Annotated in this window: 19 protein-coding genes and 1 pseudogene; 17 read left to right on the top strand and 3 right to left on the bottom strand. The window is 58.8% G+C overall.

The features are described 5' to 3' along the window. Positions 1-128: 128 nt before the first annotated feature. Positions 129-725 (bottom strand): hypothetical protein, encoded by a 597-nt coding sequence (locus tag LPB73_RS07395; RefSeq protein ID WP_231080141.1) that lies wholly within the window; start codon positions 723-725, stop codon positions 129-131. Between the two features lie 6 nt (positions 726-731). Continuing rightward, on the bottom strand, positions 732-992 hold the full coding sequence (locus LPB73_RS07390; RefSeq protein ID WP_231080140.1) for a hypothetical protein: 261 nt from the start codon (positions 990-992) through the stop codon (positions 732-734). 342 nt (positions 993-1,334) lie between these two features. Here LPB73_RS07390 and LPB73_RS07385 point away from each other — a divergent pair, with 342 nt between their 5' ends. From LPB73_RS07385 to LPB73_RS07315, 15 genes are all read left to right on the top strand, one after another. Continuing rightward, entirely contained in the window at positions 1,335-1,991 is a 657-nt protein-coding gene (locus LPB73_RS07385; protein ID WP_231080139.1) for a S24 family peptidase, read from the top strand. Beyond that, complete coding sequence (locus LPB73_RS07380; RefSeq protein ID WP_231080138.1) at positions 1,988-2,227, top strand: hypothetical protein; 240 nt, start codon at positions 1,988-1,990, stop codon at positions 2,225-2,227. Before LPB73_RS07385 ends, LPB73_RS07380 begins: the two co-directional genes overlap by 4 nt. Positions 2,228-2,229: 2 nt before the next feature. Continuing rightward, entirely contained in the window at positions 2,230-2,679 is a 450-nt protein-coding gene (locus LPB73_RS07375) for a hypothetical protein (protein ID WP_231080137.1), read from the top strand. Between the two features lie 141 nt (positions 2,680-2,820). Then, on the top strand, positions 2,821-3,006 hold the full coding sequence (locus tag LPB73_RS07370; protein ID WP_231080136.1) for a hypothetical protein: 186 nt from the start codon (positions 2,821-2,823) through the stop codon (positions 3,004-3,006). Continuing rightward, entirely contained in the window at positions 3,006-3,395 is a 390-nt protein-coding gene (locus tag LPB73_RS07365) for a hypothetical protein (protein WP_231080135.1), read from the top strand. Before LPB73_RS07370 ends, LPB73_RS07365 begins: the two co-directional genes overlap by 1 nt. Next, entirely contained in the window at positions 3,392-3,604 is a 213-nt protein-coding gene (locus LPB73_RS07360) for a hypothetical protein (RefSeq protein WP_231080134.1), read from the top strand. Before LPB73_RS07365 ends, LPB73_RS07360 begins: the two co-directional genes overlap by 4 nt. Continuing rightward, positions 3,601-3,738: a hypothetical protein gene (locus tag LPB73_RS07355; protein ID WP_231080133.1), complete on the top strand. Its 138-nt coding sequence runs from the start codon at positions 3,601-3,603 to the stop codon at positions 3,736-3,738. The genes LPB73_RS07360 and LPB73_RS07355 overlap by 4 nt, the downstream gene beginning before the upstream one ends. Continuing rightward, positions 3,735-4,235 (top strand): hypothetical protein, encoded by a 501-nt coding sequence (locus tag LPB73_RS07350; RefSeq protein WP_231080132.1) that lies wholly within the window; start codon positions 3,735-3,737, stop codon positions 4,233-4,235. The genes LPB73_RS07355 and LPB73_RS07350 overlap by 4 nt, the downstream gene beginning before the upstream one ends. A 505-nt stretch (positions 4,236-4,740) precedes the next feature. Next, positions 4,741-4,947: a hypothetical protein gene (locus LPB73_RS07345; RefSeq protein WP_231080131.1), complete on the top strand. Its 207-nt coding sequence runs from the start codon at positions 4,741-4,743 to the stop codon at positions 4,945-4,947. 47 nt (positions 4,948-4,994) lie between these two features. Then, complete coding sequence (locus LPB73_RS07340) at positions 4,995-5,441, top strand: hypothetical protein (RefSeq protein ID WP_231080130.1); 447 nt, start codon at positions 4,995-4,997, stop codon at positions 5,439-5,441. 2 nt (positions 5,442-5,443) lie between these two features. After that, on the top strand, positions 5,444-6,388 hold the full coding sequence (locus LPB73_RS07335; RefSeq protein WP_231080129.1) for a hypothetical protein: 945 nt from the start codon (positions 5,444-5,446) through the stop codon (positions 6,386-6,388). A 2-nt stretch (positions 6,389-6,390) separates the two neighbouring features. Next, a complete protein-coding gene (locus LPB73_RS07330) occupies positions 6,391-6,627 on the top strand; it encodes a hypothetical protein (protein ID WP_231080128.1) in 237 nt (78 codons plus the stop codon). Further along, positions 6,624-6,959 (top strand): hypothetical protein, encoded by a 336-nt coding sequence (locus LPB73_RS07325; protein WP_231080127.1) that lies wholly within the window; start codon positions 6,624-6,626, stop codon positions 6,957-6,959. The genes LPB73_RS07330 and LPB73_RS07325 overlap by 4 nt, the downstream gene beginning before the upstream one ends. Continuing rightward, positions 6,952-7,209: a hypothetical protein gene (locus LPB73_RS07320; RefSeq protein ID WP_231080126.1), complete on the top strand. Its 258-nt coding sequence runs from the start codon at positions 6,952-6,954 to the stop codon at positions 7,207-7,209. Before LPB73_RS07325 ends, LPB73_RS07320 begins: the two co-directional genes overlap by 8 nt. After that, complete coding sequence (locus tag LPB73_RS07315) at positions 7,206-7,505, top strand: hypothetical protein (protein WP_231080125.1); 300 nt, start codon at positions 7,206-7,208, stop codon at positions 7,503-7,505. Before LPB73_RS07320 ends, LPB73_RS07315 begins: the two co-directional genes overlap by 4 nt. Before the next feature lie 200 nt (positions 7,506-7,705). On the opposite strand, the gene LPB73_RS07310 is transcribed toward LPB73_RS07315, so the two are convergent. Then, positions 7,706-7,933 carry a hypothetical protein gene (locus LPB73_RS07310; protein WP_231080124.1) on the bottom strand — a complete coding sequence of 76 codons (228 nt, stop codon included), beginning with the start codon at positions 7,931-7,933 and terminating at the stop codon, positions 7,706-7,708. Between the two features lie 146 nt (positions 7,934-8,079). On the opposite strand from LPB73_RS07310, the pseudogene LPB73_RS07305 reads away from it, so the two are divergent. After that, positions 8,080-8,457 (top strand): annotated as a pseudogene (locus LPB73_RS07305) (DNA cytosine methyltransferase); the annotation flags it as partial. A 288-nt stretch (positions 8,458-8,745) separates the two neighbouring features. Further along, positions 8,746-8,931, top strand: coding sequence for a hypothetical protein (locus tag LPB73_RS07300; protein WP_231081290.1), 186 nt, complete (start codon positions 8,746-8,748; stop codon positions 8,929-8,931). The last annotated feature ends 203 nt before the right edge of the window (positions 8,932-9,134 follow it).

The raw sequence follows: 9,134 nt of genomic DNA, 5'->3' as shown, positions 1-9,134 counted from the left end.
CTCAAGTACCGTCATCTTTGGCGCTGGGAGGGCCGGCAGGCTCAGTGTGGCTGCGGTTGCAGCAATCTTAGCGTGGAACGCCTTATGTGCCCCGGCGGCCTTCGCCTGCGTCGGAGTTACAGCCCCCGTCATCGACCCCTCCCCGCGTAGGCTCGCTTGGCTGGGGATCTTTCAGCCATGGCGCGACCTGATACGCGCACCACTCCCCCGTCAGCAGCAGGGCCCATCCGATCCACGTCCGGGCGCGAAATGCCCAAGGTGGTCTCTGCCCGCGCAACAGCGGCTGAGATACGTTTGTCGGCATTGAGTGCACCCTTGATGCGGCGGCGGGCGCCGACTTCGACGTCCCCTGATGTTTCAAGCTTGAGAATCTCTTGCGCGTCTTCGTGCTGTCGACGGCGCACCGAGGCGAGCGTCATGACCTTATTGATCCAACGCCACCACGCCGGCTGCGCGTCGCCCATCACTGCAATGAGGAAGTCGAGACCGTCTTCTGACCGCAGCAATGTCCGCAGTTCGCCGACGGCGTAGACCCGAGTAACAGCGAGCCTGTGCTTCGCTGTGCGCTCTTGAAGTCCCAACGTACTCGCAACGAAAGACCATGTTTTCACGGGGTATTTCGCCCGGATGAGATCCGAAATGGTGCACGATGTGGCATTATCGATGCACGTTTCGGCACCCCCCGAATTCGACATGTCAGCAGTAGTGACCGATGCTGCACGCATGATGACTTACGCCTCAACAGTTGATGTGGATTTCGAAACGGTCTCGCTCACGGCGACGCTGCGCAACGTGATTGCGTTCATGACGATGCCGGCGCGAAGCCAGGAAATCTCGAGCGCAGTGATCGCAGCTTCGAGATCAGCATCAACATCGCCGATGCAAATTTGTGTGGCGACTGCCGCAGGGGAAACAGCAGCCGCCACGCTCTCGTCCGCCGGGAGGGCAACGGAAGAGAGATCGGAATTTGAAAGGAAGGGTGCGCCGGTCATGCTGCGCGCTCCGGCGAAGGAGCGACTGCCGTTCGTGCCGGCAGAAAATCGTCACCAGTTAAGACGATCCCCTTCCCTGCTGCGTAGTCGATGAGGCGCCAATGATAGTCTTGAGGAATAAGTCCATTCGTTCCGCCCTTGGCTCGGGGGCGGCGCCAATTGGAAACGCGCGTCCGGTGGACCCCGACGATTTCGGCGACGACGCTAGGGCCGCCAAGTTTCGCGATGATGGTCTGTGCTGGCTCCATAGATTTGGAGTGTAGCGATTATCGCTACAAACGCAAGCCGAATGTAGCGATAAAAGCGACAGACAGGATGTAGCGCTACCCGCTACATAGAGGCATGGCAGCGGTCAAACAGAAAAAATCGGCTATGGCGCAATGGGTTGAGGCTGCGTTATTGCACCGCGACATTAGTCAGTCTGAGCTGGCGAGACTGCTGGGACAACGGCTCCGGATTGGTTTCGATCGTTCCAAAGTGAACAAGATCGTCACCGACCATCGAGAAGTGTCAGCCGAAGAGATGCTGGCTATTGAAGAGATCACAGGATATCCCGCCCCGGCGGGGCTCAGAACTGTTGCGCCAACAGACAAGACATCTGCAAAAGTCGTGCAGGTTGCTCTGTTGGACACCGTTGCTGCCGGGAAGCTGAAAGCCCCCTCTTCGCAGATACCGGTCGAGGACGTCCCCCTATTAGCATTTGCCGACTTAGGCCGAGGCGACTTCTTTGCCCTTACTGTTGAGGGAGACTCCATGGACCGTATCTCTCCGGATGGTTCGGTCATTGTGGTGAACCAGGCTGACCGAACGTTGGTCTCGGGGAAATCCTATGTGTTTTCTGACCGAGGCAAGGCTGCATTTAAGGTATGGCGCCCGGAACCGCCTCGATTTGTCCCGTTCTCCACAAATCCTATCCACGAACCCCATTACGTGAAATCCAAGGCCGAGGCTGAGAAACTTGTCATTGGCCGGGTCAAGCGAACGGTGCTGGATCTATGAGCGAGCCAAAACCCCCATTCACCCAAATCGATAGTCTTTTCTTCCATATGATCTTGGACCTGGTCGCGAGCACTCAGGGGCTTGGGATGGTCGTTTCAAAGCTCAGATTCAAGCTGCCGTACAATGATCCGGACGCTAAAATGCTCGATGAATCTCTGGAGCGGTTCGGCAAAAAACAACAAGAAGTCTTAGACGCGGCGAAGAAGATAATCGCCATTATTGAACCCAAGAGCTAAAAATGGCCGATATTTTACCATTTAAGAAGCTTGTTGAAGAAATCGAGCAACAACAAAGTTCGCCACCATTGAAATCCGGTGGCGGCGATGGCACCTTTACAGACATGGATGACGGCAGGTTAAAGGCGATAGACACTCGACTCAACAGCATCGAGAGCGAGCAAAGAACTCACTTTCGGTGGACTGTCACTATCGCCTTGGCTCTAGGTGGCCTTGTCGCAACAAGCAGTGCCTTTTTGATGACTCGTGTGGACCGAGTAGAGGACCGCCTCACGCGCCTTGAGGGCAGTGTGAACGATCTGCCTGGCAGGCTCTCGACTAGCTTAAACCAAATCAACCAGACACTTTTTCAGGCAATTTCAGCCGCTAAGCAATCGCCTCCTCAGGTGATATTGATGCCAGCGCCTTCAGAAGCAAAGCCACCTGAGTCCCCGAAAGTGGCGCCTCAATAAACAGATTTTCCTTTCAGGATAATGTCCCGCCCTATTTGGCGGGTTTTTTCTCGCCAAAACGGGTGTAGCTTTTTTCGCTACATCCTCTTTACAATGTAGCGATGAACGCTACAATCTCTCCCATCAGATCGGGAGAGCGACATGGCGAAACTATCCCAGCGATACGCCGACCTCGAAGAAGCAAACCGCGAATTCGAAGGCCCTAACCAAGAGCCGCCAACCGATACCATGTCGGTCGCCCTCCCCGTTCTCGCTGAAGTCGTTGCCGTCCTCCTGATGTTCGCCTGCGCCGTCCTGTGGTGCGGCATCGGCGCCGGGAGGATCTGATGCAGCGCTACAGCGTCTCAGAACTCGCGCGCGGCAAAGACCGCGGCCATCCCACGGAGACCGTCTGCATCCTCGCGGATGTCCGGACCAACAATTCCGAACGCAAATCAATTCAGGTTTGGTCCTATGGCCGCAACAAAATCGCAAACCTGCCCCGCTCCCTGATCCGCAACCATACGCATGAGGCACAGCACTGGGCCGCGATCTCCATGCCTCGCTGGCTAGTGAACAAGGAATTGCTTTGGGACGAGCCCCATCCCGCTGAAGGCGAGGACGCTGCAGCCAACAGCGAGCGCAGGACTGCGGAGTATGTGGTAGGCCGCGAGAACAAATATGTCCTACGGCCCGGGCAAAGGCGCAGCATCGCTGCCTATGGTGGCCGCGCATGAGCGTCATCATTCCGCTCCGCAAGTTCACGGCCAAGGATGGCCTCTCCGGCCCCCAGCGCGCCACGGCTTGGACGAATTACTACAAGGCCGAGATCGAGCAAGGTGTCGACGATGCGATCGCGCGTGGTCGTGCTGACGCTCACCTCGACCGCCGCTTCGCCGGCCAGGTGGCGTCGATCCGCTGCATCCTCGACGAGGTGCAGTCATGATCCCGCAGTGGGCCATTGCGGCCATCGCGTTCGGCGCCTTCATCTGCGTCGGCATCGGCTATTACATCCGCAGCCTTGAGGAGCCTAAGCCAGCGCACGACGACACTGAGCACGGCGTGGGGCGCACGCTATGACTGAGCTGCGCCAGCGCGACCCGCGCCAGGAAGACGCCAAGCACCTTGCATTTGTCCGCACGCAGCCATGCTGCCTACCCTTCTGCAATCGTGAGGCCGAGCCCGCGCACCTGCGCATGGAGAACTTGGCGATCGGCAAAGAGATGACCGGTACGCGCGAGAAGCCGCACGACAAATACACCGTGCCGCTCTGCCCGTATCACCACCGCCTTGGCGTCGATTGCCAGCACAACAGCAACGAGCGCGAGTGGTGGGAGATGCGCGGCATCAACCCATGGGCAATCGCTGCTTCGCTATGGATCGCGTCCGGCGGCGCTGAGCGCGCGACGATGCCAAAGCCCGTGTGCAAACCTGCACCCGTAAAGGTGCGGAAGCCTCACGAGTTGCGCGCGAAGATCGTCTCGTCTCACCGCACGATACCCGGTCGGCGTTTCAATGGCTCGGCGATACCGAGCCGCATTGCCCGCCGTCTCGATCACGCGGAGCGGCAACAATGATCTTACTGCATCCGAGGGCGAAGCTTGATCTTCAGTGGGCCGGTATACTGTGGAATTCCGAGCTTCATCGAGACCTCCGCGGCATGCCGAGGGTGTCTGAACTCGAAAAAGTACCTACCAGCTATAAAACCCTCACCCGAGATGGGCTTGTCGAACAGGTAGGCGTAACTGGCGATGTCTTCGCCCTCGGCTCTGGCAACAGAAAACATGATTTTTCCTCGAAATTCGGCTGTGTCGAACAGAGCGTAACTCAACCGGATCCAAGTCGTTCCATCTCCCGCCCCGAGGCGCCGGCTCAGTTTTTCATCACAACCTTTCGTCGGTCTCCCTCCCTATTAGGAGATACAGCGCATTCCGCCTGTCTCTCTCGAGGGACTGCCGATGATCAACGTCAAGAATGCGCTGTGGGTAGCGATAATCCAGGTGATTACAGCCTTCATCCTGAAATGGATCGATGGGATGTGACGGGTACCGCGCTCTCGGGTGCGGATCGTGGAGGTGTGTCGTGAGCAAGTGGGACACGCTTCATCGCATCGACGGTTTGTATGTCGGCATGCTCGACGCGGACGAACTTGAACTATTCGACAGTGCCTGCAAGCGCAACGAGGCATCCCGTTGCTACGACCATGCCGGCGGCATCATGGGCTTAGCCAAGGTCCGCCTGGTTCGCCCCCGCCCCGTTGCAGAACTCTCACCTCCTGGAGATAAGTGATGAGCCGGTCAGGATACGTCGACGACTATGGCGATGAAGGCTGGGAAATGGCCCTGTATCGCGGCCAGGTGTCGAGCGCGATGCGCGGGAAACGCGGCCAGGCGCTGCTCAAGGACATCCTGATCGGCATGAACGGGATGACGCTCAAGCAACTCATTGCGGAGGAACTGGCAGTCGAGGACGGCGCCGTGTGCGCGATCGGTGCAGCCGGAAAGCTTCGCGGCGTCGATATGTCTGGCCTTGATCCTGAGGATGCGGAGTCCGTCGCTGGCAAATTCAATGTCGCTGACTGTCTGGCTCGCGAAATCGTCTACATGAACGACGATACCGGTTGGTCCGGCGAATATGAAACTGTTGACCGTATCGATCATTGGGGCCGCCGAGAGGTGTACAGGCGGATGCGCAAGGAAACGCCGGAAGAGCGCTTCCGCCGCATGCGCAAGTGGGTGCGCTCGCAGATCAAAGACCCTCTCTTCGACGTCGTGTGGTGCTGATCATGAGCACGCAATCCGACTGCAAGTTCTGCCGGACCACTCCGAATGCTGGCGAGCCATCTTCTTGTCAGACGCTCGAACAGGCTTACGAGCAGACGCCCGAACGTCCGTGTGGATGCCCTTGGTTCGATCAAGAAGACCGGAAGCGCAATCCAAAGAGCGCTGTACCCGAGTCTGTGCGTGATGCTCAATGTACGCTGACCTCCGGCTCAGGCGCGAACATGGTTGACCGCATGACGCCAGAGCAAGTGGCCGATTGGCGGGACGAAGGCAATTGCAATGCGGGTGCCGCCGCTCAATGTGCTCAACAAACGCGGATGCCCGACGAAGAAGCTATGCGCCGGCTCTCAGCCAACGAACTTGCCTGCTATCACTGGCCAGAGGATACGGCTGAACACCGAGCCTTGCGAGCGGCGTTCATGGATGGTGCTGCGATTACCCCCGCTCAATGTGCGCCGCAGCCAAGCGGGGAGCGCTGCGAGTGTGAGGGGTGCGATGGCTCTGGCGTGGACAACTATCACCAGACTTGGCCCGGCACTGCCCGCTGTCGATATTGCAACGGGACCGGAACCGAGCCCGCCGTCTCATGCGCAGCGAGAGAGGCGCTGGAGAAGATTGCGTCGATATCTGGAGGATTTCCCGCGCCGGAAGGTGAAAGGCCAATTGCAGGATTGGTGAGCTTCAAGCGGATCACCGAGATTGCCCGCGCAGCTATTGCCACCCTCCCCGCAGCAGGTGGCGAAGCTTCGAAGCGCGAGGCGGAGATCGTCGAGCGGTGCGCGGCGGAAGCCCGCAAGGTCGCGGTCGAGATGGTCAACTCGCTGGCTACTCCGCCGAACATTCGCGGGCTTGGCCCTGATGACAGCCATTTGCGCTATGGCCACAAGGTAGCCTTCATCATCGAAACCGCCATCCGCGCCTCTCTCTCTCTCCGAAAGGACGGATGATCATGGCGAAGCTGACAGACCGGCAAATCAAGGTTCTGCAGGCATGCGCCGAAGATGGCGGGGCAGCCAAAGATGACTTCATCCCGAAATACTGGCGGAACTTCAACCAACTGAATTCCAAGGGAATGCTGCGCCCACTTTGCATATCGGGGCGATGGACTTGGCACGCAACCACTGACGGCCGCGCCGCCCTCGCGTCTATTCCAGAACAACGTGGCAGCGGAGGTCAGAGGTCATGAGCGGTTTCAAACCTTCAGACCTGGCTCGTGCTGCCCTGCATGAAATGCACGGTGATCTCGCGGACACAGCTTTGAAAAAGTTTTTTGAGATGTGGGAGGCTGAGGTCGAAGATCTTGAGGCCCCTCGCAAGGCCGGTTCGGTGATCGCTCACGCTTATATGGGCGTAGCCGCACGGTTTGCGATTTTAGGCTGCGAGTATTCTGACACGAAGCCCAGCCTTGAAGTGTGGATGGCATTCGCAAAGGAAGAATTCGAAAGCGCCATTCGGATGTGGGAGAGCGCTGACCCCAGCCCAGAAGTCCCAGCGACGGAGGGCCGTAGCGATGGCTGATCGTAAGATGATCCTTCTGCTCAAGATGATCGATGCGGCACACGGATCAATTGATGCGTCTGATCAGTCGCATTCTCTGCTCAACTATTTTTGCGGAGACCGCGATCGGGGCGACGACACATTCAATCTCGTGGCGAAAGCCGGTCTCATCCGCGTCACTCACGATTCGCGGATGGAAACCTCAACGGCATATCTGACCGACGCCGGGAGGCTTGCCATCTCCCCTCCTGACGGAAAGGTCGCGCCATGACCGACGATGAATTGCTTTACGCTGCCAACGAGACGGTCGAGCAGCTTAAGTCCTATGAGGCAGAGCTTGCTGGGCGGCACCTCGGCAAGATCGTCAAAGCCTACGGTTCAAAGGAATTTCAGGTTGACGGCGTTGAATACCAGTATGGCGAGCTTCGCCTCGTAGGCTTCATTCTGAAGGTCAACGGCACATGCGGCGTCCGCCGATACGCCATGTCGGTCGAGGAAGCGGAGTTTATCGAGGTATCCTCCGACACGCGCCATGATGGCGACACCGCTACGGATGGTGCGGCATGATCAGCCTAGCCGCTTCATCGCGTACTCGCCAGAACGGCCTGTTGCTATCAGGTAGAGCAGGAAACGCTGTGCTGGCGGCGGAACGTCCCGCTCGCCGGACGCCCAGCGCCGCGACGTTCGATCGTCAACGCCAAGCAGCCGAGCTGCCGCGACTTGCGACAGGCCCAGCTTCTCAATCGTCTCTCGGTATTCGTCGGGGGTCATTGGATGGTAGAGATCGTGACGCTGGCGACGCGAACCGTGCTGCCGGTCGCGCGGTCAAGCAGATCATGGCCGACCTTGCGGCGCTCACCGATGGCCCAATTCTCCGCCTGTGCAGCACCGCGCGTGTCGTGGGTCTTAGTGGCACCCGAGGCGTAATGGGTCGTCACACGATGCGTGTACGGCGCGGCGGCAAGAACTTCGAGGCGGCTGCGGATATCGGTCATCTGTCTCTCCATCACCGGACAAAATCGCCCTTGCGATGGATCTGGTATAGGGCCATTGGCCCTTCCCGTCAAGGGGGAGTTTTGTGAATGTCCTCGACCTGTTCAGCGGCATCGGCGGATTCTCGCTCGGCCTTGAGCGAGCCGGAATGCGGACAGTCGCATTCTGTGAACTCGATCCATTCGCCCGCCGCGTCCTCGCTAGGCACTGGCCGGACGTCCCCTGCTTTCACGACGTCACACAGCTTGACGTTGCCCATCTCGACGAGCGCATTGACGTCATCTGCGGCGGCTTCCCATGCCAAAACGTCAGCGCCGCTGCTACCGTTCATGGAGGGCAGTCCGGCCTCGATGGAGAGCAAAGCGGCCTCTGGTCCGAGTACGAACGGCTTATCCGAGATTTGCGCCCCCAATATGCGATCATCGAAAACGTCGATCGCCTCACCCGGGACGGACTTGACCGAATACTCAGGGCGCTTGCCGCCCTCGGGTATGATGCGGAATGGGACACTATCCCAGGGTGGCTTGTTGGCGCCCCTCAGGCCCGCCAAAGGGCTTGGATTGTTGCCTACCCTGCCGGCAAGCGAGTGGAAGGACTGTTCGAAAGCGTCCGTCTTGGCGCGGCTCGACAAGGGAGGCAGGGTAGCGCGCCGCATCTGCTCGACGTCGCGCATTCTGCCTTTGGTGGAGATGATCGTTTTCCTCAACCCCTCCTTCGGGGAATGGATGACCGGCCTGCCAATTGGGTGGACCGACTGCACACCCTTGGCAACGCCGTCATCCCCCAAATTCCAGAACTCATCGGACGCGCGATCATGACCGCCCATCACCCCGCGGCCTTCATCAACGCGCTGGCAGAGTCGCGAGACGTCGATCTGACGCTCAAGCACTTGCAGGCGACATGGAACGATTACTGTGAGCAGCGGGCAGAGATCGCGCGGCTTCGCGAGCAGTTGAAGGCATCCGCGCTCCCTCCGCAACAATCGGGAGGCGGCACATGAGCCGAGCCCTGACCTTGGCCGAAACGGCCTCCGAGCTGCGCAAATCCAAGCGCTGGTTTCAGGATTGGCTGTCAAAGCACCCTGTGGATGCTTACGGTAAACCGTATTTCAGCACGCTCGGCCGGACTAAGGTTTTCCAGGAAACCGACATCTCCCGTATTCTTGAGGCAACAAGGGTCGCACCACAATGCCCCTCAAAGTCG

Origin of the sequence: Tardiphaga sp. 37S4 (assembly GCF_021044645.1) — a bacterium.
In the GTDB taxonomy this organism is placed as follows: domain Bacteria; phylum Pseudomonadota; class Alphaproteobacteria; order Rhizobiales; family Xanthobacteraceae; genus Tardiphaga; species Tardiphaga robiniae.
This window is presented reverse-complemented; position numbering and strand designations above follow the sequence as displayed.

Bases quoted from the DNA above. Each gene is read 5' to 3' on its own strand.
- LPB73_RS07335 (WP_231080129.1), top strand. From the start codon at position 5,444: ATGAGCACGCAATCCGACTGCAAGTTCTGCCGGACCACTCCGAATGCT.
- LPB73_RS07365 (WP_231080135.1), top strand. From the start codon at position 3,006: ATGCAGCGCTACAGCGTCTCAGAACTCGCGCGCGGCAAAGACCGCGGC.
- LPB73_RS07330 (WP_231080128.1), top strand. From the start codon at position 6,391: ATGGCGAAGCTGACAGACCGGCAAATCAAGGTTCTGCAGGCATGCGCC.
- LPB73_RS07370 (WP_231080136.1), top strand. From the start codon at position 2,821: ATGGCGAAACTATCCCAGCGATACGCCGACCTCGAAGAAGCAAACCGC.
- LPB73_RS07390 (WP_231080140.1), bottom strand. From the start codon at position 992: ATGACCGGCGCACCCTTCCTTTCAAATTCCGATCTCTCTTCCGTTGCC.
- LPB73_RS07375 (WP_231080137.1), top strand. From the start codon at position 2,230: ATGGCCGATATTTTACCATTTAAGAAGCTTGTTGAAGAAATCGAGCAA.
- LPB73_RS07360 (WP_231080134.1), top strand. From the start codon at position 3,392: ATGAGCGTCATCATTCCGCTCCGCAAGTTCACGGCCAAGGATGGCCTC.
- LPB73_RS07310 (WP_231080124.1), bottom strand. From the start codon at position 7,933: ATGACCGATATCCGCAGCCGCCTCGAAGTTCTTGCCGCCGCGCCGTAC.
- LPB73_RS07385 (WP_231080139.1), top strand. From the start codon at position 1,335: ATGGCAGCGGTCAAACAGAAAAAATCGGCTATGGCGCAATGGGTTGAG.
- LPB73_RS07300 (WP_231081290.1), top strand. From the start codon at position 8,746: ATGACCGCCCATCACCCCGCGGCCTTCATCAACGCGCTGGCAGAGTCG.
- LPB73_RS07355 (WP_231080133.1), top strand. From the start codon at position 3,601: ATGATCCCGCAGTGGGCCATTGCGGCCATCGCGTTCGGCGCCTTCATC.
- LPB73_RS07350 (WP_231080132.1), top strand. From the start codon at position 3,735: ATGACTGAGCTGCGCCAGCGCGACCCGCGCCAGGAAGACGCCAAGCAC.
- LPB73_RS07320 (WP_231080126.1), top strand. From the start codon at position 6,952: ATGGCTGATCGTAAGATGATCCTTCTGCTCAAGATGATCGATGCGGCA.
- LPB73_RS07380 (WP_231080138.1), top strand. From the start codon at position 1,988: ATGAGCGAGCCAAAACCCCCATTCACCCAAATCGATAGTCTTTTCTTC.
- LPB73_RS07395 (WP_231080141.1), bottom strand. From the start codon at position 725: ATGCGTGCAGCATCGGTCACTACTGCTGACATGTCGAATTCGGGGGGT.
- LPB73_RS07315 (WP_231080125.1), top strand. From the start codon at position 7,206: ATGACCGACGATGAATTGCTTTACGCTGCCAACGAGACGGTCGAGCAG.
- LPB73_RS07325 (WP_231080127.1), top strand. From the start codon at position 6,624: ATGAGCGGTTTCAAACCTTCAGACCTGGCTCGTGCTGCCCTGCATGAA.
- LPB73_RS07340 (WP_231080130.1), top strand. From the start codon at position 4,995: ATGGCCCTGTATCGCGGCCAGGTGTCGAGCGCGATGCGCGGGAAACGC.